The sequence below is a fragment of the Cellvibrio sp. UBA7671 genome, assembly GCA_002483145.1.
GTDB lineage: Bacteria > Pseudomonadota > Gammaproteobacteria > Pseudomonadales > Cellvibrionaceae > Cellvibrio > Cellvibrio fibrivorans.
Genome location: DLHJ01000016.1, coordinates 470788 through 495663 on the forward strand (window position 1 = coordinate 470788; position 24876 = coordinate 495663).

A 24876-nucleotide genomic window follows, 5' to 3' on the forward strand; every position below is an offset into this window, starting at 1 on the left:
GAGCTTTTATGTCTGCCTGTGTATCGCTAAAAAATCTGCAACGCCAATTTTCACGCGTCACTGTTCTTCAAGGAATCAATGCCGAGGTGTTGCCAGGGCAGGTGATTGCACTGTTGGGCAAAAATGGCGCAGGTAAAACCACCTTGCTGGAAACTATTTTGGGTTTTGGTTTTCCCTCTGCAGGCGAGGCCAGACTTTGGCAGCTTGATGCAACGCAAATCGCCAATGAGACTAAACAGCGCATTGGTTTTGTTCCGCAGCAGGATGAGTTGTTACCAAGCTTAACCGGCGGTGATCACTTGAAATTATTTAAAAGTTTTCGCCCGCGCTGGAATCAATCACTGGTAGATAAATTAGTTGCTGAATGGTTAATTCCAATGACTATTCCGACCGGAAAAATGTCGGTTGGCCAGCGCCAAAAATTATCTATTTTATTGGCGCTTGCTCATGAGCCGGAATTGTTAATTCTGGATGAGCCAGTAGCCAGTCTCGATCCTATCGCTCGCCGCCAATTTTTACAGCAGCTAGTAGATATTGCCGCCGATGAAAACCGCGCAGTGATTTTTTCTACCCATATTGTCAGCGATGTAGAGCGTGTCGCCAATCAAGTATGGATGTTGCGTGAAGGTGCCTTCGCCTATCAGGGCGGGCTGGATGAACTAAAAGAATCGGTTGCGCGCGTTACTTTACTTGCCGCTGAAAAATTTCCGGAAAAACTGGATTTTCCCGATTTAATCAATCAAAAAATACAAGCCAATAGTGCACAGCTTACTTTCATTAATTGGTCTGCCGCGCGTGAACAACAGCTTACTAATCAGTTTGCGGCGCAAATTGATGTGCAGTATTTGAGTTTGGAGGATATTTTCCTGGAGATGAATCCATGAATGCTCAGGGAATATTGAATCAATATTGGCACTTGATACTGGTCATGCTATTGCCCGCCCGCTATGTAAAATGGCTTGGTGTATTTACTCTGGCCGTGTTAATTCCTGGCGCAATATTGAATTTTTTTGGCTACTCCATTGTGCTCCATCTTGGCTCGGCATTTAGTCTTTTGCTGATTATGATGGTGGGGATGCTAGTGCCGGGACAAATGTTGGCATTAAGAAGCAGTAAGCAGTTCCAGTACATGGCGGATCTGCGTTATCCATTATTTTTTATTGCTTTGGGTTTTTGGTCGTTAGAGTCATTTTGGTTATCTATTACCCTTACGCTATTAAATCCAAAAGAATTTAGTTTTTATTCAATATTTGCTTTGACAACTATGGCTTTGACATGTGCAGCAGTTTTGTTCGCGGTTGTCGGGTCGTATATACAAACTGCGCAAGGTTTTGTCCCGCTGTTTGTGTGGATTCTATTTTTATCTGCAAAAAACACCGATTTATTGTCCGTAGCGAACATAGGGATTTATTGGCTAGTTACTGCACTGCTATGGCTGGGAATGTTTGTTTGGTGGGTTCGCTGGCAGCCACAAAAATATCTGATTAATTTTATGACCTTACCCGCTGCGGAAATGCAGCGGCAGCAGGCGAATAACGTCCAGGCGATAACTAACGTATTTTCTGCCGTCCCGAAAACGCTTGCGGGTTCATTGTTGGCTGGTGTATCGGACGGCATTCAAGCCTGGTGTAAGCGGGAGTTGGGTCAGCTAGTGTTTTTTCTGTTGCTGCTAATGTTTATGCTGTACTGGGCAAGGCAAATACCCGCCAATGCAGCGAGTATGATGGTCTCCATTTATGTGTTTATTTATATTTGTATTCGCGGTGGGATTATCTTTCAAAGCTTTTTTAGAAATTTGTATCGCTTGTGGATTAACAGCAGTTATTCCAGGTTGGAAATACTGACTTATATCGAAAGACGATATTTTTTTATGTTGGTCTCCTCAATAGTGCCTGTTGCGCTTGTTTTTGTGCTGATAAATCACTATCTATTGAATGATTTGCTGGGTTTAATTAAGGGGGCGTACGTTTTATTCATCGGCTTTTTGTTCAGCAGTCTAGCGTTCTATGTGGGGTTGCTTGTTTATATAAAAAGCGCTGCCAGCTTTGTTCTGCTTAATTGGATTATCCCTATTGTGAATCTCGGCCTCATCGGCATCATGGTCTATTTGAATATTCTTTGGGGGCCGAATCCTGCCCATGAGCATGCCAGTTATTTATGGTTTTCGGGTGCATTGTTAATGTTGACTTTACTGGGGCGCGTTTGGGTTAAGTCGATCTGGAAAAGTGTTAATTTTTACGGGGTGAAAAATTAATGTTTACCCTTAACCCCCAATCCGGCATTCCCATCTACCGCCAACTCGCCGAGCAAATTAGGCGCATGGTTGCCGGTGGTCAGTTAAAAGCAGGTGATGAACTGCCCTCGGTGCGTGAACTGGCGTTTGAGCATGCGGTAAACCCCATGACAATTTCCAAAGCCTATAGTTTGTTGGAGGTTGAAGGTTTGCTCATGCGGCAGCGCGGTAAACCGATGCAAATTGCTCCGCAGGATAAACAAAAAAATTCTGAACAGGAACGTTTACATCACTTGCATCCGCAGTTAGAGCAACTGGTGCTCGCGGCACGGCAGTTGGAAATTCCCGATAAAGTATTACTGGCTAGCCTGCGCGAATTGCTCGCGGATAAGTAGTTGCTCGGTGATCAATAAATTCACATTTGTACAAATAAGGAATGAACGAATGAATATCTCTTGGTCGGCTTACGGTATTTTGTGCTTGTTGCTACTAGGTCTTTTGCCCGCATGCAGTGAAAAAATAGAGCGAAAAGCTGCTGCAGTTTCCATTCTCAAGCCGTGCCCTGGATTTGTGGAAACCGGTAAGCCCCCGCTGGTGTATGGTGCGGAGTGTGGTGAATTAACCCTGAAAGAAAATCCTGCCGACGCCAATAGCAAAGACATTAGTGTGGCGATTTTACGTTTGCCTGCGATCAGCCCGGTAGCCAATGCCGATCCACTCTTTTTAATTCAGGGTGGGCCTGGTGGCTCGTCGATTGAGATGGCTAACCAGATCCACAGCTTTTTTGCGGATGTGCGCAAAAATCGCGATTTGATTTTTGTCGATCAGCGCGGCACTGGAAAATCCAATCCGCTGCGCTGTGAACAGGCATCGCCAGAGGATTTAAAACTGCCAGAGGTGAAGCAGACTGAAAAATATATTGCACTGATGAAAAACTGCGCCGAAAAATATCAATACAATGCTGCTTTCTATACCACAGTAGATGCCGTGCAGGATTTGGATGCGGTGCGCATCGCATTAGGGTACGAAAAAATTAATCTCTGGGGTGGTTCCTACGGTACCCGTGTCGCACTTGAATATGCGCGTCGCTATCCAGAGCAGGCGCGCACGATTATTTTGGATGGCGTGGCACCTGTGAGCATCGCCCTTCCCAAATATTTTGCACGCGATGCTATGGCGGCTTTGGTGGCGGTGAATAATGAATGCCTTGCGCAAACAGATTGTGCGGCAGAGTTTGGCAACATAGTGCAAAAAGCAGAAACAGTACTGCAGCGTTTGAATGCGTTGCAGGCAAAGGGTGAGCCGCTGGAAATTAGCTATGAACATCCGCGCAACCAACAGACGGAATCACTGCACTTAACGCCGCGCACGTTTTCATCATTGATATTTATGTCGCTCTACTCGCGCGATTTAACGGTGTTATTGCCGCGTGCGATTAGTTTTGCCGAAAAAGAAGATTATCGTTTGCTTGCGGCCTTATCGGCCTTGTCATCGGAGAATGCGCAGTTGATGAACATTGCGGAAGGCATGCGCTACAGTGTGATTTGCAATGAAGACTGGCCGCTATTATCAGTGAGTGATATCGAGCAGAGCATCCCGTTTTTTGGTATTCCTTTCGTAAAGGACATACAACCGATTTGCGCGTTATGGCCTAAAGCGCAATTACCTGTCGATTATTGGGATCCGATCAAAAGCGATGTGCCAGCGCTCTTGTTATCAGGAAAACATGATCCGGTGACGCCCGATGTATGGGCACAAGCTGTTGCGGCGCACTTGCCCAATTCAACGAGTTTGAGTGCGGCGGGTGGCAACCACTCCATTTCATCTGAAGGTTGTGTGCCGCAATTGATTGCGCAATTTATCGAGCGAGCGTCTATGAAGGATGTAAAAGCAGATTGTGTGGAAAAGATTAAACCTCTGCCCTTGGTACTAGGTGCCAATCAGAAAAAAGCGGCCAGCTCTGCGGCCGATAATTATTCATCGGTAGGTGTCTCATCTGCAAGCGTTTCCTCCATAAGTATGTCATCGTCAGGGAGTGCAGAATAATGATTCGTGTAGAGCATCTCAGTAAAACCTTTGCGGCAAAAAAGAATAGCGGCCTCAAGTTTCCTGGCTTTAAAAAAGCGACCACACCAAATCTGATCACCGCATTGGATGATGTCAGCTTTACCTTAAATGATGGCGAGATCACCGGTCTGTTAGGGTTAAATGGTGCAGGTAAATCAACCCTCATGCGTTTGATTTACGGATTGTTGCAGCCGAGTGCAGGTGATGTGTGGGTCAATCAACATCAAGTCAGTAAAAATCCGAACGCTGCGCGCCAACAATTAGGTGTATTGCCGGATGATACGGGTTTATATAAGCGTCTAACCGCGCGCGAAAATATCCGCTACTTTGGTGAGCTGCAAGGGTTGCAAGGTGATGCGATGGAAAAATCCATTAACCAATTAATTGATTGGTTGGGCATGGTGAATATTGCCGAGCGTCGCGCGGAAGGTTTTTCACTCGGTGAGCGCATGAAAACGGCGTTGGCGCGGGCGATCGTGCACCAGCCGCAGCATATTTTATTGGATGAACCCACTAATGGTTTGGATGTGATCACGACGCGCGCAGTGCGTCGTTTATTACATGAATTAAAAATGCAGGGGCGTTGCGTGATTTTTTCCAGCCATTTGATGCATGAAGTCAGTGGTTTGTGCGACCGCATTATTGTGATCTCCCACGGAAAAATTTTGGCAGACGGTAATCTTGAAACAATTCTGGATGCGGGAAAATCCCACAATCTGGAAGAGGCATTTGTCAATTTAGTTCAGCCACAGCAGGAGCTGCATCATGCGTAATTCGTTTAACCTTACGGAATTGTTGAATAAAATTGCCATAGTGTTTCGCAAAGAGTGGCGTGATTCCCTGCGCGATAGTAAAAGCTTACGCATGACGCTCTTGATGCCGGTGTATTTTGTCGGTGTATTTGTCGCCTCGTCGCTATTCATTATTCATATGAGCAATCAATCCAAAGCGACCAACAACGAACCCATCAAACTCGCTGTTGTGGGTGCAGAGCAATTGCCATCACTGATCGATTGGCTGCAAGAGCGGGGTGTACAAGTTGATGCGGTGGGCGATGATGCCTATCAAAAAGTAGAAACGGGCGAATTGGGTTATGCCTTGGTAATTCCCAAAGATGCGCGCGAAAAATTTGCCACAGGTGAATCAATTGAATTAGCGCTGGTTTTCGATGCAACCAACAACAAACTGCAAGGAGGGATTCATTTTGTGCGCCAGCAAATCTGGAGTTGGAATGGGCGCATGGGTAGTTTGCGTTTGTTATCGCGCGGTATTTCTCCCGGGATCGCCAACCCCGTTTATATTCGCGATCTCAATATAGCCAGCGATGAAAAAATGGGTTTTTTTGTGATGGGGAGTTTGCCCATGCTGTTAATTCTCACTGCCTTTATGGCGAGTGTCGGTTTCAGTGCAGATATGACCGCCGGCGAACGCGAGCGCCGCTCGCTTGAATCCCTATTAATTACACCTGCATCTTCCACTGCATTAGTGCTGGGGAAATGGTGCAATAGTTTTTCCCTTACGTTGATGGTGTCGCTGGTAGAAGTTATATTGTTGGTCGCCGCATTTGCCTACGTTCCCTTCAAGGAATTAGGGTTGCGTGTTGATGTCTCGCCACTGGAGTTGGCGGGTGTGTTTGTAGTGCTTGCATCGCTCGCGTTGCTGGCGACGTCATTACAATTTTTAATTTCCCTGTTTGCACGCAGTTTTAAAGATGCGCAGACCTATATGGGGTTGATGATATTTATCCCGATGGTGCCACTGTTTTATACCTTGTTCAATCCGAGTGCTTACGCCGATTGGTTCCGCTGGGTGCCGGTGTTGGGGCATCAGGTATTGATTAAAGATCTATTGCTGGGCGGCACAATTACCGCTACCCATTTTGCGCAGGTGTGGTTGGTGTCCGGTGTTCTTGCATGTGCTCTGTTGGCTTATACAATCCAGCAATTGCGCAAACCAAAAATTGTGTATGGAGTCTGATGCTTTGCTACAGGAATTGCTGATGCCTTTAGACATTGTGTGGATGTTGTCTTTTTTATTGCTTGGCGCTTTTGTAGGGTTTATGGCAGGGTTGCTCGGTGTTGGCGGCGGTGGAATTATGGTGCCGGTGCTCACTACTTTATTTCTGTATCAAGGTGTTCCCGCCGAACATGTCGTTCATCTCGCCTTGGGCACATCAATGGCCTCGATTATTGTCACATCCATATCCAGTCTGCGAGCGCACAATAGTGCAGGCGCAGTGTTGTGGCAGGTTGTTAAAGTGATGTCTCCGGGGATTGTGTTGGGTACATTTTTAGCAACCTTTATCGCAGCCTATGCCAGCTCTTTTTATCTGGCCATATTCTTTTCGCTCTTTATGGCTGTTGTTTCGCTCCAAATGTTTTTTAACAAAAAACCTAACCCCAGCAGGGAACTTGCAGGTAACGGCGGTTTATTATTGGGTGGTTCTGGCATCGGTGCGGTGTCTGCACTTGTCTCCACGGGCGGAGGCTCATTAACAGTTCCCTATCTTGTTTGGCAGAATGTTGATATCAAAAAGGCCATTGGCACATCCGCAGCAATCGGCTTACCTATTGCTATCGCAGGTACTGTTGGTTATGTCATCAATGGTTGGTCAAATACATCTCTGAGTCATCATACGCTAGGATTTGTCTATCTTCCTGGGGTACTGTTTATTTCTATCACCAGTTTTATAACGGCACCTTTTGGCGCGAAATTGGCTCATAGATTACCGGTTAAATTACTAAAAAAATTATTCGCGCTACTGCTTATTATTCTAAGTCTAAAAATGCTTTTTTCTGTTCTGTAATTCTGCAGTTTGGATTGGTTGTTCAAACTTAATGTTGAGCCAGACTGGCCAGATATAGGATAGCTAAATTTTTTATATCAGCGACCAAATGTCTTCTTGGCAAGAACTTTAATGCCCAAGATTTTACGTTGACCCATGCTTGCAACAATATCGAACGGAAATGGAATTGATATTTTTTTCGGATATTTGCAGTGCCGTATTAATGCGAACTGGCTGAGATTTGATTCGACAGTTCCCGTTTTTTGGTGACCTTTTCTCGGCGAAGCGTTTTCCAGTTATCAACCCCTACAATGAAAGCGGCTCAACATAAGCAGCCGCGCCACCAAGCTATATTTAGTTGGAATGCGCTTATTCGTACTCAGTAAATAAATCATCTCGGTTTACGAACTCGCATTTTTTGTTTGCATAAAAAATGCCCAGATCAAACGATGAGGGCATTGAGTCAAGTTAAAACTTACAGCTTGGAATTTTAAAGTAGCCTCAGTTACGGGCGCTTTTCAGTGGGTGGCACATTGGATAAGTTAAAACTTCACGCTGCTTGAGTCTTCACCAAACCAGCGTGGTTTTTCATCTCCGCGAGCATACTCCACAGTGAAGCCGGAGTTGCCAAAACCCTGAAAGTAAGAGATGTGCACCTGGTGCTCGCCTTCATTTAAAAAGATCATGCAGGGCTGAACACTGAAGGGACGATCTCCCAAATGCTCGCAGATAAGTTTGCCATCAATACGCAAAGAAAAGCCATCATCACTGCCCATCATAAAACGATAGTTATCTGATTTTTTTACCGTGATTTTATGGTCAACATCGACAAAAAAATCGTCAGTGTAGGTGGCGATATTACCCAGTTTTGGATGACTAAAACGGCTGCTTTCTTCCAGATCAAGCACATCTACCCAGACTTCACGGGTAAATTCGATATCGCGCTGTTGATAGATGTTAGTAATTCCCACGCGGTTCTTGCTAATCATTACCTTCACTACAGGATCGACACTCACCGGTGTAATGCGCACGCCAATCAGTATGACAATCAGCGCAATAAGCGCAGTGAAAATACTATTTTTGTTTAATAGTTGTTGGATATTCATAATTATCTAACCACCTGTAATTTCCAGAAGCTGAACCAGTTGCGCAATTCAAATTGGTCTTCGGTTAACCCAAAGCCATAGGTGAATGGAGAGAAGAACGCAAATACAGCAATCACCAAAATGGCAAACAGGCTGGCATTGATAATGGTGTGTTTATTGTTGGCGATAACTTCATCGCGGTAGATATAGTTAAAAACTAATGCAAGGTTAATTGCCCCAAAAATTAGTGGAATAAAATAATGGTAGAGGTACATCACCCGCTCAATCTGTAAGATCGCTACCATATAACTCACATAGAGCCCGGTAAAGGCGCAGATCCAATAGAAAAGTTTTTCATCTTTGACGGGATTGTTGTAGATATAACGGCTGATAACCAAGCTCAGGGAGAGAATGATTCCTCCTACAATGGAGAACCAGACGATCGGATTGCCAATCAGGTATTTATATTGGGTAACGGTTTTGCCGTCGACCGTATTTTTATCCCAGCGATAGCTGATGGTTTTACTGCTTAATGGCCAGTTCATTGCGTAGCTGCCATTTTCATCCGGTTTACATTCGTCAAGGCGTGGCACACCGTCGGCATACTCGCTCATGAATTTCCAGTTATCGCGCATGCCCAATGAAAAGGTCTTGAGTGACCAAGTGTCGCCCATACGAATTTGGTTGATGTATTCGGGAGATGCCTTGTAGGTTCTGTTATCGATAATTTTTTCGCCCAGACCTATGTGGACATAAAAAACGCCGAGGAACACCGCTGCTGCAGGCAGCACGCCGGACGGCACTGTAACGGCGATGCGTTTGATAAGTGCCTGCCAATTCCACTGTTTAATATTGTTCCATTGATCGACACAAAAAAGCATTGCCAATAATAATAATTCAATCGCAGAGGTGGCTTTTACACTGGTGGCCAACCCTATGAAGGTTCCCAGCAGGACATAATCCCTGAGGCGAATAGGTTTTCCGCTGGTGACAATGCGAGTAAAAAAATACAGTTCGGCAAGAATAAAAAATAATTGAATGCCATCGAGATGTACCGCGCGCGCATGTATGACCAGTGCATTATCAAAAATGACCAGACTTGTGAACGCCGCTGCAAGCCATGCACGTTGCGTTATGCAATTAATAATGCCGTAAAAGAATAAAACCGAGAGGGCCATCATTACCGTTGATGGCCAGCGATAGCCTTTGTAAGTCATCTCAGGTGGCGCGGCGTCACCGGTAAGATAATCTGTTGCGAGCAGCGCTTGTTTGTTAACGTTTTCGTTATCGCCAAACCATACTTCGCCTACTGCCATCAGCAATTTGCCGAGCGGTGGGTGCGGCTCCATATACATCACGCCATCAATGTATTTTTGAGCGTTGGGTACGTGGTAGTTTTCATCCCAAAACATCGCTTGTGGTGTGCCGTAATAGGGAAAATAAATGCTCAGTGAAATCACCAAAATAACGGCGGGGTAAATAAATCGTGCGTAGGTCTGTATGAATGTTTTCATGGTGTCTGTTGTTATGATTAGAGTGATAGTCAGGAATTATTTTTTGCGCAAACCTTTACCGGTTGCTGCCCAATAAAGTCCGCCATAGATGTGTTCCAGAAACAGTGCATCGCTGTAAGTGGCGGGCAGGTGCCCGAGTGCGGTGTAAAATGCACGGCCACCGTCGTAATCGTGATACCAAGCTATGGGATGGAATTTGCCCATGCCTTCACCTTTTTTCTCACCCCAACTCACCTTTGGATCAAAAGTCTGCTCATCTACTGCCAGAATATAATTCAGGCCTTTAATGCGCTCTGCGCCGAATTCATACCACTCATCCGTCCATAAAAAACGATCGGGCATGCGCTCAACACCGGGGAATTTGCGATTGGTGACGGTAAGCTCAGCGGTTTGGATGACGGGGTGTATGTGGAAAGTGCGGCCTACCATTTTGGTGTACCAATCCCAATCGTATTCGGTGTCGGATGCGCTGTGAACGCCAACGAAGCCTTTACCGGAGCGAATAAAGCGCTCCATCGCAGCTTGTTGTTCATCATTAAGAATATCGCCGGTGGTCAACAGGAAAATGACAGCTTGGTATTTTTTGAGTTTTTCATCATTGAAAATACCCGCGTCCTCATGCCAATCAACGCTGAAGTGATAGCGCACGGCAAGTTCACGTACCGCAGTGACACCTTCGTTGACGGATTCGTGGTGCCAGCCGTTGGTTTTGGTAAAGAGTAATACATTGAATTGCTGTGCCTGTGCGCTAATGGCAGTGCAGAGAAGGGCGCAGGTCAGAGCAAGTGATAAGGCGATTTGTCTACGCATACTATTGTCTCGCTAATGGATTGTTATTGTTGTCCCTGATGTCTTCTTATCTTTTTTAAGCCGGCCCATCATAAGCGATACAAATTTATAGGCAATAAAAAAGGGCGCTGATAGCGCCCTTTTTGAAACAGTCTTTTAGCTGTGAGAACTATGCAGCGCGACGACGCGCAAAGCGTAAGCCTGCCAAGCCTAACATCAATAAAATCAGGGAGCCTGACTCAGCTACTTCAACGGCTTCAAAAGTAATTGCTTTCAACTTGAAATAGTCGTCCTTTTTGGTCAATCCATTGCCTGTGCCAAATGCTGTGTTGTAAGCGCCGACCAACCAGTATTGAGATGCCACATCTGCTGTGTTAACCGCAAAGGAGCCGTTGCCATTGCGGTTGTAATTGCCCACCACGCTCCAGCCATTGTTCAGCAAGGCGGCCCAGTTGCTGCCTAAGCCATTTAGGTTGCCTGCAAAAGGGGCTGCGCCTGTGTAAGCCAGCAGAGATACGTCGGCGTCATTTTGATGCCAACCAATATTCAGGCCGCTAAGATCAACCACTTTGTTGAAGGAAAAGAGCAAGGCATCGTAGTCGCCGCTAGCATTATCGACCGCGTGGTGGGGGTTGTTGGCATTTTCAACGCCTACGCCCGAGTTGTTCCATCTGCCAATCACATCTTGTGCGATAGCTTTGTTTCCGCTGGATTTATTGGACCAGCCGGTTACAGCAACGTCGGCTTCAGATGAGGTGTAGTTGAATGACCAAACATAACCTGCAGTATTTGGTGCCAGATTGACAGTGACTGGAACGGCGAATGCGCTCATGACAAAGCTTGTGCTCAGTGCTAATCCTGCAATAAGCGATTTGATGGATAACATGATGGGGAGTCCGTTAAATAGAGTGATTGAGTGGGTACAGCTAGACGCCAAAAAAGCACTTTTTGTGCCACGGTAACTAAGATACTGATTTTGTTGTGATGCAGGTCTAGTCTCAGGTGGCGATTTGGGTGCAAGTGATAAAAATTTCGACATATTTTGGTGCTTTTTTCGGTGCGATTTGGTCAACCCCTGGACATAAAAAAGCCCGAGGCTAGCTCGGGCTAAAAGGGCTTAAGGTAAAACGGGAGGAGGGTTGTACAAAAAATGTAACTCAGACGGTTTGTGGCTTGGCAGGTTCGGCCTCTTCAGCACCTACTGCTGCCAGCTCGCCGGTTTCACGGGCGCGCTTGCCATACACAAGCTCAAACAAAGGCGATGCCATTAGTGTCGTGATGATTGCCATCAGCACCATCATGGAAAATAGTGCAGGGCCAATCACTCCAGCTTGCAACCCGATGTTAATAATGATCAGCTCCATTAGCCCGCGCGCATTCATGAGTGCACCAATGCCCATTGCGGTGCGGTTGTCAGCGCCGCACAGACGCGCAGCGCCCCAGCACGCAACCCCTTTAGCAGCAATAGAGCCCACCAGTATGACCGCTGCGATTGCCAGCAGCTCGACGTTATTGACCATAGTCAGTTGGGTGTTGAGGCCTGAGTAGGTAAAGAAAATCGGGATGAGGATGATCACTACAAAAGGTTCAAGTTGGCGTTTGATCTCTTGGGTAAGTTTGCCGCGTGGCATTACCGCGCCGAGCAGGAAGCCGCCGAATACCGCATGCAGGCCTATTGCATCAGCCGTGAATGCAGACAACATAAAGCACATGATGACAATCGCGAACAGGGTCGGGCTGAGGGTTTGTTGTTTCTCGGCAGCGCGTGCCAGCGGTGCCAACAGTTTGGGCACAACCAGGATCATAAAGGCGGCAAAAGCCATTCCACCCACAATGGTTTTATACGCTAATTCTGCACCGGCGCCGAAGGTGGCCAATACCACAGCCAGCACGCACCAAGCACCAGCATCATCAATAGCCCCGGCAGATAAAGACAGGGTGCCCAGTTTGGTTTGGCTCAGGCCGCGCTCGTGGATAATCCGCGCCAGCATCGGGAATGCTGTGATCGCAATACAAGCACCCATAAACAGGGTCGCGCTGAAAACAGTGGCTTTATCAGAGAAAAGACCGGGTACAGTCAACAGCCATGGCGTAATCGCTATCGCCACCAGGAACGGGGCAACCATGCCGGAGATAGACACGGCGGCAGCACTTTTAAAGTTGGCTTTGAAGTGATCACCACGAAAACCCAGTCCCACCAGGAACATGTACATGCCAACACCCAATTGTGCGCCTACGTAGAGGACGCCTTTCATTTCCGTAGGGAACAGGGTTTTCTGAAGTTCGGGCATCAACAGGCCGAATAGCGATGGGCCAAGGATTACTCCGGCAATCATCTCACCGACAACTTGGGGTTGGTGAAGGTATTTTTGTCCAATCCAGCCTACCAAGCGGCAAACGGCAAGGATTACGAACATTTGAAGGAAAAATACAACGGAAAGTTGGGCAGTTGTCATGAGACTACATCCGATCTTTATTAGGTGTTAATTATATGAGGCATTAGTTGTTATTGACCTGTGCCGCTAAGGTGTGGGTGACCGGGATATTTAAATGGGGTTGCTGGAGACGGGCAATTTGAATGCCATAGAATTTGGCTATAGTCTTTTGGGGTGAGCGTGCAGCTTTACCTGAGAGGATGCAAACGGGCACACTGGGCGCCATCAAATTGGATTGAGTTTTTCATGACCCTGACTGAGTTGCGCTACATCGTCATACTTTCAGAGGAGCAGCATTTCGGGCGCACGGCCGAACGCTGCCACGTGAGCCAGCCGACCCTCAGTATCGCAGTGCGCAAGCTGGAGGAGGAGCTGGGGGTGGAGCTATTTGAGCGCACCAAAACCAAAGTACAGCCAACTGTATTGGGTGAAAAAATTGTCGCCCAAGCGCGTGTTCTACTGACTACGACTGCTGCCATCAAGTCGCTCGCGGATGCCGGCAAGGATCAGCTTAATAGCCCCTTGGCGTTAGGGACGATTTTTACCATTGGGCCTTATCTCCTACCGCAACTCATCCCCCATTTACAAAAGCAGGCGCCCTCTATGTCGCTCTATGTGCAGGAAGATTACACCGCTAACCTGCGCAAAAAACTGCGCGACGGCGATCTGGATGCCATCCTAGTCTCGTTGCCGTTCAGCGAATCCGATGTGGTGACCCAGGAGTTATTTGATGAGCCTTTGGTGGTGGTTATGCGGCAGACTCATCCACTGGCGAGCAAAACGGAGATAGCACCGGCAGATATCGCCCGCGAAGAACTATTGCTGCTCGGTGAAGAGCATTGTTTACGCGAGCAGGTGTTGCTGCTCAATCCCGGATGGCGGGAGCCGGACGATATCCAGCGCAAACGCTATGCGGCCGAAGGCAATAGCCTTGAAACCCTGCGCTACATGGTGGCCGCAGGCTTGGGTTTAAGCGTTTTGCCGCGCTCGGCGGCAGAGGCGGGTTTGTGCGCCGCACATCGCCTGGTTGCCCGGCCGTTGGCGGGCGGCCAGCGTAAGTTGGCGTTGGCTTGGCGCGCCAGCTTCCCGCGTCACAAGGCGATTGATGTGCTGCGCAAATCGATCCAATCCTGCAGCGGCGCCTACTGGAATTTTACGACCGAGCCGGATGCGCTTGAGCAGACTATGCTGCCCTTAGCGAGCTGGTAAGGGCAGCGCGGGTAATTATTGGAACGTTTTCGGTTATGAATACAAGCATGAACCCACTCAAAAAAATCGTCATCCTCGGCGGCGGAACTTCTGGTTGGATCGCAGCCTCCATGCTTGCTGCGCATCTCAAACGCGAGCTGTGTGAGATCGAATTGGTGGAGTCGGAAGAGATAGGTTCTATCGGGGTGGGTGAATCCACTATCCCGCCTGTGGTGCGCTTGATTACCAGCTTGGGGATCGATGAAGAGGAGTTTATCCGCGAGACCCAGGCCTGTTACAAGTTGGGCATTAAATTCGTCGATTGGAAGGTGAAAAACCAGTCCTATTTCCATCCTTACGGCGCGCTCGGCAAGCGTATCGGCTCGCAGGATTTTTACCAGTGCTGGCTCAAGGCGACTATGGAGGGTGAGCAATACAACCTGCAGGATTTCTCGCCCTGTGCGGTGATGGCGGCCCAGGAACGTTTTTTTCCGCCAGCACAGGCGATGAACACGCCGATTGGGGGCGCCGGTTATGCGGTGCATCTGGATGCAAAATTGGTGGCGGCCTATTTGCGCCGCTATGCCGAAGCGCGCGGGGTTATCCGCAATGAAGGCAACTGTGTCAATGTGCTGCGTAAAGATAATGGTTTTATCGAGGCGCTGGAGTTATCGGACGGGCGCAAAATCCACGGTGATTTTTTTATCGATTGTTCGGGCTTTAAAGCCTTACTAATCGAAAGGGCGCTCGGCGTTGGCTTTGAAGATTGGTCGAATTATTTACCCTGCGACCGCGCCATAGTTGTCAAAACCCAGGTCGCTGGTTCACGTATGCCCTACACCACAGCAACCGCGCGCAAAGCGGGCTGGGCCTGGCGCATTCCGTTGCGCAATGGGACCGGCCATGGCTATGTGTATTCGAGTAAGTTTTGCAGCGATGCCGAAGCCAAAACTACCTTGCTGAAAAATCTTGATGCGCCGCGTATTAGCGATCCGCGTGTGATTAGTTTCAATACCGGACGACGCAAGGAATTTTGGAAAGGCAATTGTTTGGCGCTGGGTTTGTCGGGTGGGTTTATTGAACCGCTTGAATCTACGGCGATTCATTTAATCGCGCGCGGCATTGATTTCTTTTTACGCTTTTTGCCGGATGCCGACTGCGAGCCTAGTTTGCAGCGTGAATATAATCGTCGTATGGGGGCGGACTTTGAAGAGGTGCGCGATTTTATTGTGCTGCATTATTGTGCGACTGAGCGCGACGACAGCGAATTTTGGCGTTGGTGTAAAACCATGGAGTTACCTGAATCGCTGCGCGAGCGCATCGATTTATTTAAAGGTCACGGTATTTTGCGTGAAGATAACGACGAATTATTTCGCAGCACCAGCTGGCAATCGGTATTTGAAGGCATGGGTATTCGCCCGCAAAAATACAGCCCGCGCGTCGATAACCTCGATTTTGGCCAGATCAATGAAACTCTGAAATTAGCGCGCTCCGCCATTTTTAATATGGTAAAAAGCTTGCCCTCGCACGATGCCTATTTACAAGAGCACTACGGTGCTGACACAGAAACAACCAAGCCGTAATGGATTATTCGCTCGCGGCCAGATAGCTGCCGTTTAAATAGCTACCGCCCTCTACTACTGCAATGCTATGTGTAGGGTAGACCTCACTCAGATGCAGGCGCGTTTCGCGTTTTACCAGCCGGGTGTCGCTTACCTGATACTCGTTATTGGAGCCCACCATAATCACCTGATACAAGCTAAGGTTGTCGCCCGCATGCAGGCCATTATTAGCGCCGCCGTGCAGTAAAACCTGAGTCTGCCCGGGGGCGCTATCAATTGCGGCCATAAAGGGCTGGCAGTGAATGATCTGGGCTAGCTCGGTGCTGATCTTATTGGCTAGTGATTTGACTCGTTTGCCGTAGTGGGTTTTGGCAAAAGCGGGCGAGCCGAATCCGATTGGTTGGCGCTGGTTCCAGATACCATTGGTCGAGTAGCTTTTATTAAAGAGTAATTCACCGGTAAAACCGTCGCGTAGTTGCACTTCCAGGCTCATTACCCGCGTGCGCTGGTCAAACATTTTTAAATGGGTGAGGTCGTGAAACCCATTGGCAAATTGGCGGTATAAGCTGGGATTGTATGTGGTGTCTGGCGCCAGCATGGACATGTCAACAATTGTCCCGCTAATCACAAATTGGGTGCGCATCTGGCGCGCAATTTTTTGTGCCTGCTGTTTGAGTTGGGATTCGCTGAGATCAGCCTGCGCAAACCCCCAAGGCATTACTGCTGGCCCTGTAGCTTGAAATTTCTGGCGCAACTGGGCGCGGATCAGTTCGGGCAGCCCGGATTCGGCTGCGAACAGGTTGCCTGCATTAGCTGTATGGGGCGAGCTGCGCAGGAATTGGGTGATCGCCAGCGCTTTGGATAGGTTATCGTGACTGCGGCTTTGGTCAGGGCACTGGCCTTTGGCGAGGTATTGAGTTGAGGACACCCTTGCAGCGGTTGCCGGTAATTCGCTGGTGCCCACTACCACACCGCTCTCCGAAGGGTTGGGGGCGGGCTGAGGTTTGTAGGCGATATCGTCCGGTACGATCGAGTTGCCCAAAACGGGTGAACTCAGGCTAATAATGCAGGTCAACAGCAGGCTGTTTATCCGCTGGGGCAGTGTGTGTAGCGAACCCATGGCAGGCTCCGGTGTGATGCGCGTATAGTGTGGACAATAAACGAGGGCTATCGCCAGTGTGTCGGCTTCTGGCAGGAATTCTTTAATCCCCCCAATGCACGCCAATTGTTAAACCGATCATAGGGCAGATAGATGGGCAAAGTTGTTATATTCACGTTGTTGATGTGCACGATTATTGGATGCAGTTCCACGGGGCGCAGCTATGTCGAAACTGAAATGGCCGAGACGCTTGAAGTGGAGATACTGCCCAATACTTCCAAGATGTTTACCTATCGATTGCGTTGGCCTGAGGAGCGAATCCCGAGTCATATACGCGTTTCGCGCGGTGGCGCCAATCCAGGGCAGGAATTTGCGAAGGGGGGTGTCGACGTAGGACGTGGTACCTATGAGCGGCTGCTGGAAAATACCGCCTATGTGATCGAACAAGCTGGTTACTGCCGCGACGGTTTTTTTGAACTGGACCGCAGTATTTCGCGCTATCACCTCTGGGTGCGCGGCGAGTGTAAAGACAGTGCCACTGCAGCGGATCAGCACGCCTTCGGCTCAAAGCAAACCCTGACGCCAGAGCGCTGGCGTAAATCGTCCTAGTGCTAATGTTATCAGCCAGCGCGATATAATCGCGCTGGCTGGCTGTTTTTTGCGCTGACCTGCCTCATAATCCCACACTCGACGCTCCCGCAGTTGTCTTGCTAATACCCCTCCAAGCGGGTAATATCCTGCGCCCATTTGCCTAGCCTCTGGATACCAGGGGCTTTTTTGTCTGGGATGTGATCTGGCGCGGCTTTCGCATGAGCTTTGCCTTTACTTGCAGCGTATCCCTTGATAGTGATTTTTGTTGAGAATCAGCCTATGACCACTGGCCTCTACCAGATAGACGAGTTTAAAGATAACTGCGGTTTTGGTTTGATTGCCCATTTAAAGGGCAACACCAGCCATCGTCTGCTTAAAACGGCGATCGAAGCTCTGACCTGCATGACCCACCGCGGTGGTATCAATGCGGACGGCAAAACCGGTGACGGTTGTGGCTTGTTGATCCAAAAGCCGGATAGCTTTTTGCGCTCAGTAGCGAAAGAAGCCTGCGGTGTTGAGCTGACCTCTATCTACGGGGTGGGCGCTATTATGCTTAGCCGCGATGCCGCTGTTGCCGATAAGGCGCGCGCGATTGTGGCGGAAGAGCTGACTGCGCAAGGGCTGATCGTTGCTGGCTGGCGCGAAGTGCCGGTTGATCCAAGCTGCTTGGGTCCGATCGCGATGAAGTCGCTGCCGACCTTTAATCACCTGTTTGTAAACAACCCGGATCTGACCATTGAGCAGGTCAATTCAAAGTTGTTTATGGCGCGTCGCAAGGCTGAAATCCGCCTGCAAGACGACAAGTCTTTTTACGTATCCAGCCTGAGTACCGGAATCCTTTCCTATAAAGGTTTGATGATGCCGGTGGATCTGCCGCGTTTCTTCTCTGATTTGGCTGACGAGCGTCTGGAGACCGCAATCTGCGTCTTCCACCAGCGTTTCTCGACCAATACCTCGCCGCGTTGGCCATTGGCGCAACCGTTCCGCATGCTGGCGCACAACGGGGAGATCAATACTATTGTGGGCAACCGCAACTGGGCGGTGGCGCGTACGCCTAAATTTGTAACGCCGCTGTTGCCTGACCTGAGTACAGTGACGCCGCTGGTAAACCGCACCGGTTCCGACTCCTCCAGCCTCGATAACATGCTGGAAGTCTTGACGCTCGGCGGCATGGAATTGCATCGCGCGATTCGCATGCTGGTGCCTCCAGCTTGGCAGAATGTGGAGAACATGGACCCGGATCTGCGTGCGTTCTACGAATACAACTCCATGCATATCGAGCCATGGGATGGTCCCGCTGGTTTGGTAATTACCGATGGTCGCTACGCGGTATGTACCCTCGATCGCAACGGCCTGCGTCCGTCGCGCTGGGTTATCACCAAAGACGACATGATCACCGTCGCCTCGGAAGTGGGCGTGTACGCCTATGATCCGGCTGATGTAGTCGCCAAAGGCCGCCTTGGCCCAGGCCAGATCATGTCGATCGATACCCTGACCGGCACCTTGCACAACACGCAAGATATCGACAATCAGTTGAAGTCTACCCAGCCCTATAAAAAGTGGCTGAAAGAGCGTGCGCTGCGCATTGAATCCACGCTCAATACCGATGCCAAAGAAAATGGTATTGAAGGTATCGCCCTCAAAGCCAACATGAAAATGTTCCAGGTGAGCTTTGAAGAGCGCGATCAGCTGTTACGCCCATTGGCTGAAGGCGGCCAGGAAGCGGTTGGCTCCATGGGTGACGATACCCCTATGGCGGTACTGTCGCGTCAACAGCGTTCGCTTTACGACTACTTCCGCCAGCAGTTTGCGCAGGTAACCAACCCGCCTATCGATCCGCTGCGCGAAGCGATCGTGATGTCGCTGGAGACTTGCCTTGGCCGCGAATTGCCTGTCTATGACGAATTGCCCGAGCACGCCGACCGCGTGATCCTCAGTTCGCCTGTGCTCTCGCCCGAAAAATTCCGCGGCTTGATGAATTTGAACCGTCCCGGTTATGCCGTGGCTAAGTTCTCGCTTTATTACAACGCTGAGCAAACCAATCTGAAATCTGCACTGGTTAAACTGTGCGATGACGTGGCTGCCGCCGTTAAATCCGGCAAAGTGTTGATGGTGCTGAGCGATTACGGCTTTGAAAAAGGCTTGTTGCCGATCCCTGCGCTTCTTGCTGTCGGTGCAGTCAACCAACACTTGACCAATGTTGGCCTGCGTTGCGATGCCAACCTGATTGTAGAAACCGGCAGTGCGCGCGATCCGCACCAGATCGCCGCCCTGATCGCCTATGGCGCGACCGCTGTGTATCCGTTCCTGAGTTACTACGTGCTCAACGATCTGATCGAAACCGGCGAACTGTTGAGCGATGTGGATACCGCGTACAAAAACTACCGCAAAGGTATCGATAAAGGCCTGTTGAAAATCCTCTCCAAGATGGGGATTTCAACAGTGACCTCTTACCGCAGCGCGCAGTTGTTTGAAGCGATTGGCCTGTCGGAAGAAGTGGTTTCCATGTGTTTCGATAGCACGCCGTCGCGTATCGCGGGCGCGCGTTTCGAAGATCTGGAAGCCGATCAAAAAATTCTCGCTCAAAGCGCATGGTTGGATCGCAAGCCAATCGTACAGGGCGGTTTGCTCAAATATGTGCATGGCTCCGAGTATCACGCTTACAACCCTGATGTAGTTCAAACACTGCAGCGCGCTGTGCAAAGCGGCAACTATGCCCTGTGGCGCAACTACGCCGATTTGGTCAACAAGCGTCCGGTATCCATGCTGCGCGATTTGTTGGCGATCCGCGAAGATGCCTGCAAGCCAGTGCCTCTCTCAGAGGTTGAGCCTATTGAAAGCGTGATCAAGCGTTTTGACTCGGCGGGTATGTCGCTCGGTGCGTTGTCGCCTGAAGCGCACGAGGCCTTGGCTGAGGCGATGAACCGCCTGGGTGGTCGCTCCAACTCAGGTGAGGGCGGTGAGGATCCTGCGCGTTACGGCACCATCAAAACTTCCAAAATCAAACAAGTGGCCTCGGGCCGTTTTGGTGTGACTCCAGCTTATCTGGTGAACGCCGAAGTGCTGCAAATTAAAGTCGCCCAAGGTGCAAAACCCGGTGAAGGCGGCCAGCTCCCCGGCGGTAAAGTGAATGCGTTGATCGCGCGTCTGCGTCACTCGGTTCCCGGTGTGACCCTGATTTCGCCACCACCGCACCACGACATTTATTCGATCGAAGATCTGGCACAGCTGATTTATGACTTGAAACAAGTCAATCCGGATGCGCTGGTTTCGGTGAAACTGGTATCGCGCCCTGGCGTAGGGACTATCGCTGCCGGTGTGGCCAAGGCATACGCTGACTTGATCACCATTTCCGGTTATGACGGTGGCACGGCGGCAAGTCCGTTGACCTCGATTAAATACGCTGGTTCGCCATGGGAGCTGGGTCTTTCCGAGACTCACCAAACCCTCCGTGCGAATGACCTGCGCGATAAAGTCCGCGTACAAACTGACGGCGGTTTGAAAACCGGTCTGGACGTAGTCAAAGCGGCGATGCTCGGTGCTGAAAGCTTCGGCTTTGGTACTGGCCCGATGGTCGCGCTCGGTTGTAAATACCTGCGTATTTGCCATTTGAACAACTGCGCCACTGGTGTTGCTACCCAACAAGACAAACTGCGTAAAGACCATTACATCGGCACTGTTGAAATGGCAATGAACTTCTTCAAGTTCGTTGCGGAAGAAACCCGTGAGTGGATGGCACGCCTCGGTGTGCGCAGTCTCGGTGAATTGGTTGGCCGCGTTGATCTGTTGCAGATCCTCGAAGGCGAAACGGTTAAGCAGCAACAATTGGATTTGAGCCCCATCATCTATACCGATGATTTCTTGGCGACCAAACCACAATTGTGCGCGGTAAGCAAAAACGAGCCATTTGATAAAGGCGAAACTGCCGAAGCTATGGTCAAGGTCTTGCTGCCTGCGATTGAAGCCAAGACCGGTGGTGAGTTTGAATTCCATATCACCAACTGCGACCGCTCCATTGGCGCACGCATCAGCGGTGAAATTGCCAAACGCTATGGCAATCAGGGCATGGCCGATAAGCCTCTCAAACTGAAACTGACTGGTATTGCTGGTCAGAGTTTTGGGGTGTGGAACGCCGGTGGTCTGGATATGTACCTCGAAGGTGATGCCAACGATTATGTCGGTAAAGGCATGGCGGGTGGTAAGTTGGTCATTCGTCCACCGCGTACCTCCGGCTTCAAATCGAACAAAACCAGCATTATGGGTAACACCTGTTTGTATGGTGCGACTGGCGGTAAGTTGTTCGCAGCCGGTACTGCAGGCGAGCGCTGTGGTGTGCGTAACTCCGGTGCCCATGTGGTAGTGGAAGGTGCGGGCGATCACTGCTGTGAATATATGACTGGCGGCGTAGTGACAGTGCTCGGTCAAACGGGCGTCAACTTCGGTGCGGGTATGACTGGTGGCTTCGCTTATGTGTTGGATGAAGCTAACGACTTTGTGGATCGCTACAACCACGAGTTGGTGGATATCCATCGCATCAATACTGAAGCACTGGAAGCGCAGCGCCACCATTTACGCACCGTGATTGAAGAATTTGTGCAAGAGACTGAAAGTGCATGGGGCCAACACCTGCTGGATAACTTCGATGACTACATCGGCAAGTTCTGGTTGGTTAAACCTAAGGCGGCGTCTTTGGGTAGTTTGTTGGTCAGTTTCCGCAAGCGCGGCGAATAACTCTTGGTGATGAGTGAGGTCAAGATCATGTCAGCACGTTTAAACAATGACTTTCAGTTTCTCGATGTGGGTCGTCAGGACCCCGCCAAGAAAGATATAGAAACCCGCAGACGCAATTTTGTGGAGATTTACCAACCTTTCGCTAAAGAAGAAGTGGAAGGTCAGGCGCACCGTTGTCTGGAATGTGGTAACCCCTATTGCGAGTGGAAGTGCCCAGTGCACAACTTCATTCCCAACTGGTTGAAGCTGATTTCCGAAGGCAATATTTTTGAGGCCGCTGAGCTCAGTCACCAGACTAACTCGCTGCCGGAAGTTTGCGGTCGGGTATGCCCGCAGGATCGCCTCTGCGAAGGCGCTTGTACCCTGAATGATGGCTTTGGCGCGGTAACTATTGGCAACGCGGAGAAGTACATCACCGATACCGCTTTCGCCATGGGCTGGAAGCCGGATATGTCCAAAGTTGTTTGGACGAACAAAAAAGTCGCCATTATCGGCGCTGGTCCAGCTGGTATCGGCTGTGCCGACGTGCTGGTGCGCAACGGTGTTAAACCGGTGGTGTTCGACAAGTATCCCGAAATCGGTGGTCTGCTGACCTTTGGTATTCCCGAGTTCAAGCTGGAAAAATCCGTGATGAGCCGTCGCCGTGAAATCTTTACCGAAATGGGTATCGAATTCCGCCTGAATACCGAAGTGGGTAAAGACATCACCATGGAAGAATTGCTGCGTGATTACGACGCAGTATTCATGGGTATGGGCACTTACACTTATATGAAAGGTGGTTTCCCCGGTGAAGACCTGCCCGGCGTTTACGATGCGCTCCCCTTCCTGGTTGCCAACGTAAACCGCAACCTCGGCTTTGAAAAAAGCCCGGAAGATTTCATCAGCGTTAAAGGTAAAAAAGTGGTGGTGCTAGGTGGTGGTGATACCGCCATGGACTGTAACCGCACCTCGATTCGCCTGGGCGCAAGCAGCGTGACCTGTGCTTATCGCCGCGACGAAGAAAATATGCCCGGCTCCAAGCGCGAAGTGGCTAATGCCAAAGAAGAAGGCGTGCAATTCCTCTACAACCGCCAGCCGGTTGAAGTGGTCGGTAACGGTAAAGTGGAAGGTGTTAAAGTGGTGACCACCCAGATGGGTGAGCCAGATGCTAAAGGTCGCCGCAGCCCGGTAGTGGTTCCCGGTTCAGAAGAGATCCTGCCTGCCGACGTAGTTTTGATAGCCTTTGGTTTCCGCCCGAGCCCACAGCCCTGGTTTGAAACCAATGGTGTCAAAACCAACGACTGGGGTGGTGTGATTGCTCCAGAACAGCAGCAATATAAATTCCAGACTACCAACCCCAAAGTATTCGCAGGGGGTGATATGGTGCGTGGTTCTGATCTGGTAGTAACGGCGATTTGGGAAGGCCGTGAAGCGGCTGATGGCATTCTGGATTATTTACAGGTTTAATCTCCGTAGGGGCGCTGCTTGCCGCGCCCTACTCTTTTGGTGATTTGGACGCAGCAAGCAGCGCCCCTACAACCCCGCCTTTGCGGGGTTTGTTTTATCCAACACAAGCAAGGCATTGAGCCTAAGGATAATAAAATGACAGAACTCAAAAACGACCGCTTCCTGCGCGCGTTGCTCAAGCAACCCGTGGATGTAACGCCGGTGTGGATGATGCGCCAGGCAGGCCGCTATCTCCCAGAGTACCGCGCGAGCCGCGAAAAAGCGGGCGATTTTATGGGGCTGTGCACTAATCCCGAATTGGCCTGCGAAGTGACCTTGCAGCCACTCGACCGCTATCCGGGCCTTGACGCGGCGATTCTCTTTTCCGATATCCTCACCATCCCCGATGCCATGGGCTTGGGTCTTTATTTTGAGACTGGCGAGGGCCCCAAGTTCAAAAAGGCCGTGCGCACTGAAGCAGACGTCAATGCGCTTAAAGTAATTAAACCCGAGCAAGATCTGCCATATGTGGTCAACGCGGTAAAAACCATTCGCCGTGAACTTAATGGCCGGGTGCCGCTAATCGGCTTCTCCGGTAGTCCCTGGACGCTGGCGACTTATATGATCGAAGGCGGTTCCAGCCGCGATTTCCGTCGCGCCAAAGAAATGCTCTACAACCAGCCGCAAGTAATGCATCGTTTGCTGGATGTGTTGGCTGATTCGGTCACTGTTTATCTCAATGCACAAATTGCTGCAGGCGCGCAGGCGGTGCAGATTTTTGATACCTGGGGCGGTGCTCTCTCTCACGCGGCCTATCAAGAATTTTCGTTGAAATATATGCAGAAAATTGTCAGCGGTTTGATTCGCGAGCACGAAGGTCGTCAAGTACCGGTCATTTTGTTCACTAAAGGCGGTGGTCAATGGCTGGAGGCTATGGCGGCAACCGGCGCTACGGCGTTGGGATTGGATTGGACAACCGATATCGCTGCGGCGCGCGCGCGGGTTGGCAGCAAAGTCGCCCTGCAAGGCAACATGGATCCTACTATTTTGTATGCATCACCTGAGCGTATCCGCGCCGAGGTTGGCACTATTCTCACCGCTTACGGCAGTGGCTCCGGCCATATATTTAATCTGGGGCATGGTATTACCCCGGAAGTTGACCCTGCCCATGCCGGTGCGTTTATCAATGCGGTACACGAGTTGTCGGCGCAATATCATCAATAACTTTTACCTTGTGGGTTTGTTATTACGCCTTTAATCTGCTGGCTCTGGCATGGCGCGCCTTTCTTGATTAAACTCCATGCACTATTAAGGTTTTTTTTAGGAAGATTTAGAACCTGAATCAGGTGGCACCGGTGGGCTATGATAATCC

Annotated in this window: 19 protein-coding genes; 13 read left to right on the forward strand and 6 right to left on the reverse strand. The window is 49.9% G+C overall.

What is annotated here, in order from left to right; all coding sequences use genetic code 11:
* The first annotated feature begins 8 nt into the window (after window positions 1-8).
* From B4E62_RS17845 to B4E62_RS17875, 7 genes are read left to right on the forward strand one after another with little or no spacing between them, the layout of a single operon-like run.
* Window positions 9-884, forward strand: coding sequence for an ABC transporter ATP-binding protein (locus B4E62_RS17845; RefSeq protein ID WP_331353005.1), 876 nt, complete (start codon window positions 9-11; stop codon window positions 882-884).
* Entirely contained in the window at window positions 881-2254 is a 1374-nt protein-coding gene (locus tag B4E62_RS17850) for a hypothetical protein (protein ID WP_331353006.1), read from the forward strand. Before B4E62_RS17845 ends, B4E62_RS17850 begins: the two co-directional genes overlap by 4 nt.
* A complete protein-coding gene (locus B4E62_RS17855) occupies window positions 2254-2628 on the forward strand; it encodes a GntR family transcriptional regulator (RefSeq protein WP_331353007.1) in 375 nt (124 codons plus the stop codon). The genes B4E62_RS17850 and B4E62_RS17855 overlap by 1 nt, the downstream gene beginning before the upstream one ends.
* Window positions 2629-2677: 49 nt before the next feature.
* Complete coding sequence (locus B4E62_RS17860; RefSeq protein WP_331353008.1) at window positions 2678-4279, forward strand: alpha/beta hydrolase; 1602 nt, start codon at window positions 2678-2680, stop codon at window positions 4277-4279.
* The gene (locus B4E62_RS17865) at window positions 4279-5073 is read left to right on the forward strand and encodes an ATP-binding cassette domain-containing protein (RefSeq protein ID WP_331353009.1); all 795 of its coding nucleotides are present in this window, start codon (window positions 4279-4281) and stop codon (window positions 5071-5073) included. Before B4E62_RS17860 ends, B4E62_RS17865 begins: the two co-directional genes overlap by 1 nt.
* Entirely contained in the window at window positions 5066-6277 is a 1212-nt protein-coding gene (locus tag B4E62_RS17870) for an ABC transporter permease (RefSeq protein WP_331353010.1), read from the forward strand. The genes B4E62_RS17865 and B4E62_RS17870 overlap by 8 nt, the downstream gene beginning before the upstream one ends.
* A 22-nt stretch (window positions 6278-6299) precedes the next feature.
* Entirely contained in the window at window positions 6300-7106 is an 807-nt protein-coding gene (locus tag B4E62_RS17875; protein ID WP_331353011.1) for a sulfite exporter TauE/SafE family protein, read from the forward strand.
* 521 nt (window positions 7107-7627) lie between these two features.
* Here the strand turns inward: B4E62_RS17875 and B4E62_RS17880 are convergent.
* From B4E62_RS17880 to B4E62_RS17900, 5 genes are all read right to left on the reverse strand, one after another.
* Entirely contained in the window at window positions 7628-8191 is a 564-nt protein-coding gene (locus B4E62_RS17880; protein WP_331353012.1) for a PA14 domain-containing protein, read from the reverse strand.
* Window positions 8192-8193: 2 nt separating this feature from the next.
* Window positions 8194-9684, reverse strand: coding sequence for a phospholipid carrier-dependent glycosyltransferase (locus B4E62_RS17885; protein ID WP_331353013.1), 1491 nt, complete (start codon window positions 9682-9684; stop codon window positions 8194-8196).
* Window positions 9685-9720: 36 nt separating this feature from the next.
* Window positions 9721-10494, reverse strand: coding sequence for a ThuA domain-containing protein (locus B4E62_RS17890; RefSeq protein WP_331353014.1), 774 nt, complete (start codon window positions 10492-10494; stop codon window positions 9721-9723).
* A gap of 148 nt (window positions 10495-10642) precedes the next feature.
* Entirely contained in the window at window positions 10643-11359 is a 717-nt protein-coding gene (xdp1, locus tag B4E62_RS17895) for an exosortase-dependent surface protein XDP1 (RefSeq protein WP_310067398.1), read from the reverse strand.
* A 271-nt stretch (window positions 11360-11630) separates the two neighbouring features.
* The gene (locus tag B4E62_RS17900; RefSeq protein ID WP_310067397.1) at window positions 11631-12929 is read right to left on the reverse strand and encodes a cation:proton antiporter; all 1299 of its coding nucleotides are present in this window, start codon (window positions 12927-12929) and stop codon (window positions 11631-11633) included.
* Window positions 12930-13154: 225 nt separating this feature from the next.
* Between B4E62_RS17900 and B4E62_RS17905 the strand changes: the two genes are divergently transcribed.
* Window positions 13155-14117: a hydrogen peroxide-inducible genes activator gene (locus B4E62_RS17905; protein WP_331353015.1), complete on the forward strand. Its 963-nt coding sequence runs from the start codon at window positions 13155-13157 to the stop codon at window positions 14115-14117.
* Between the two features lie 47 nt (window positions 14118-14164).
* Window positions 14165-15679 (forward strand): tryptophan halogenase family protein, encoded by a 1515-nt coding sequence (locus tag B4E62_RS17910; protein WP_331353016.1) that lies wholly within the window; start codon window positions 14165-14167, stop codon window positions 15677-15679.
* A 4-nt stretch (window positions 15680-15683) separates the two neighbouring features.
* On the opposite strand, the gene B4E62_RS17915 is transcribed toward B4E62_RS17910, so the two are convergent.
* Complete coding sequence (locus B4E62_RS17915; protein WP_331353017.1) at window positions 15684-16778, reverse strand: flagella assembly protein FlgT middle domain-containing protein; 1095 nt, start codon at window positions 16776-16778, stop codon at window positions 15684-15686.
* A 132-nt stretch (window positions 16779-16910) separates the two neighbouring features.
* Here B4E62_RS17915 and B4E62_RS17920 point away from each other — a divergent pair, with 132 nt between their 5' ends.
* The 4 genes from B4E62_RS17920 (at window position 16911) to hemE (ending at window position 24728) form a co-directional block, all read left to right on the forward strand.
* Window positions 16911-17366 (forward strand): hypothetical protein, encoded by a 456-nt coding sequence (locus tag B4E62_RS17920; protein ID WP_331353018.1) that lies wholly within the window; start codon window positions 16911-16913, stop codon window positions 17364-17366.
* 261 nt (window positions 17367-17627) lie between these two features.
* A complete protein-coding gene (gene gltB / locus B4E62_RS17925) occupies window positions 17628-22079 on the forward strand; it encodes a glutamate synthase large subunit (protein ID WP_310067383.1) in 4452 nt (1483 codons plus the stop codon).
* A 27-nt stretch (window positions 22080-22106) separates the two neighbouring features.
* Window positions 22107-23525 carry an FAD-dependent oxidoreductase gene (locus tag B4E62_RS17930; protein WP_331353019.1) on the forward strand — a complete coding sequence of 473 codons (1419 nt, stop codon included), beginning with the start codon at window positions 22107-22109 and terminating at the stop codon, window positions 23523-23525.
* A gap of 135 nt (window positions 23526-23660) precedes the next feature.
* The gene (gene hemE / locus B4E62_RS17935) at window positions 23661-24728 is read left to right on the forward strand and encodes a uroporphyrinogen decarboxylase (protein ID WP_310067377.1); all 1068 of its coding nucleotides are present in this window, start codon (window positions 23661-23663) and stop codon (window positions 24726-24728) included.
* The last annotated feature ends 148 nt before the right edge of the window (window positions 24729-24876 follow it).

Bases quoted from the DNA above. Each gene is read 5' to 3' on its own strand.
- B4E62_RS17845 (WP_331353005.1), top strand. From the start codon at position 9: ATGTCTGCCTGTGTATCGCTAAAAAATCTGCAACGCCAATTTTCACGC.
- B4E62_RS17850 (WP_331353006.1), top strand. From the start codon at position 881: ATGAATGCTCAGGGAATATTGAATCAATATTGGCACTTGATACTGGTC.
- B4E62_RS17855 (WP_331353007.1), top strand. From the start codon at position 2,254: ATGTTTACCCTTAACCCCCAATCCGGCATTCCCATCTACCGCCAACTC.
- B4E62_RS17860 (WP_331353008.1), top strand. From the start codon at position 2,678: ATGAATATCTCTTGGTCGGCTTACGGTATTTTGTGCTTGTTGCTACTA.
- B4E62_RS17865 (WP_331353009.1), top strand. From the start codon at position 4,279: ATGATTCGTGTAGAGCATCTCAGTAAAACCTTTGCGGCAAAAAAGAAT.
- B4E62_RS17870 (WP_331353010.1), top strand. From the start codon at position 5,066: ATGCGTAATTCGTTTAACCTTACGGAATTGTTGAATAAAATTGCCATA.
- B4E62_RS17875 (WP_331353011.1), top strand. From the start codon at position 6,300: ATGCCTTTAGACATTGTGTGGATGTTGTCTTTTTTATTGCTTGGCGCT.
- B4E62_RS17880 (WP_331353012.1), bottom strand. From the start codon at position 8,191: ATGAATATCCAACAACTATTAAACAAAAATAGTATTTTCACTGCGCTT.
- B4E62_RS17885 (WP_331353013.1), bottom strand. From the start codon at position 9,684: ATGAAAACATTCATACAGACCTACGCACGATTTATTTACCCCGCCGTT.
- B4E62_RS17890 (WP_331353014.1), bottom strand. From the start codon at position 10,494: ATGCGTAGACAAATCGCCTTATCACTTGCTCTGACCTGCGCCCTTCTC.
- xdp1 (WP_310067398.1), bottom strand. From the start codon at position 11,359: ATGTTATCCATCAAATCGCTTATTGCAGGATTAGCACTGAGCACAAGC.
- B4E62_RS17900 (WP_310067397.1), bottom strand. From the start codon at position 12,929: ATGACAACTGCCCAACTTTCCGTTGTATTTTTCCTTCAAATGTTCGTA.
- B4E62_RS17905 (WP_331353015.1), top strand. From the start codon at position 13,155: ATGACCCTGACTGAGTTGCGCTACATCGTCATACTTTCAGAGGAGCAG.
- B4E62_RS17910 (WP_331353016.1), top strand. From the start codon at position 14,165: ATGAACCCACTCAAAAAAATCGTCATCCTCGGCGGCGGAACTTCTGGT.
- B4E62_RS17915 (WP_331353017.1), bottom strand. From the start codon at position 16,778: ATGGGTTCGCTACACACACTGCCCCAGCGGATAAACAGCCTGCTGTTG.
- B4E62_RS17920 (WP_331353018.1), top strand. From the start codon at position 16,911: ATGGGCAAAGTTGTTATATTCACGTTGTTGATGTGCACGATTATTGGA.
- gltB (WP_310067383.1), top strand. From the start codon at position 17,628: ATGACCACTGGCCTCTACCAGATAGACGAGTTTAAAGATAACTGCGGT.
- B4E62_RS17930 (WP_331353019.1), top strand. From the start codon at position 22,107: ATGTCAGCACGTTTAAACAATGACTTTCAGTTTCTCGATGTGGGTCGT.
- hemE (WP_310067377.1), top strand. From the start codon at position 23,661: ATGACAGAACTCAAAAACGACCGCTTCCTGCGCGCGTTGCTCAAGCAA.